Below are 240 nucleotides of genomic sequence, written 5' to 3'. Positions count from 1 at the left end.
GAAAGAAGCTCCACTGGCCTGTGGCAATGCCGTAACCGGCGGTGCAGAGCGGGGGCATGAGTGCCGTGGCGATGGCCACTCCGGGAATCGGGTTGCCTTTTTCGGACCGCGTCACGGCAATGACCCCGACAATGCCCCCAAAAAAAGCGATCAGGATATCATAGATGGTCGGGGAGGTGCGGGCCAGGAGTTCGGACTGAACCTCTTTGAAAGGGCTCATGTAGAAATAGAGCGTGGAGA

At 58.3% G+C, this 240-nt stretch carries 1 protein-coding gene; it reads right to left on the bottom strand.

Annotation, left to right across the window (positions count from 1 at the left end; all coding sequences use genetic code 11):
* Positions 1 to 240 (bottom strand): DUF389 domain-containing protein (locus SB754_RS22660; RefSeq protein WP_410784519.1); only part of this gene is annotated, 240 nt, incomplete at both ends.

Source organism: Leifsonia sp. SIMBA_070 (assembly GCF_046534635.1).
Lineage (GTDB): Bacteria > Actinomycetota > Actinomycetes > Actinomycetales > Microbacteriaceae > Leifsonia.
Note: the sequence above shows the minus strand (reverse complement) of the source record. Positions and strands in the feature narration are given on the sequence as shown.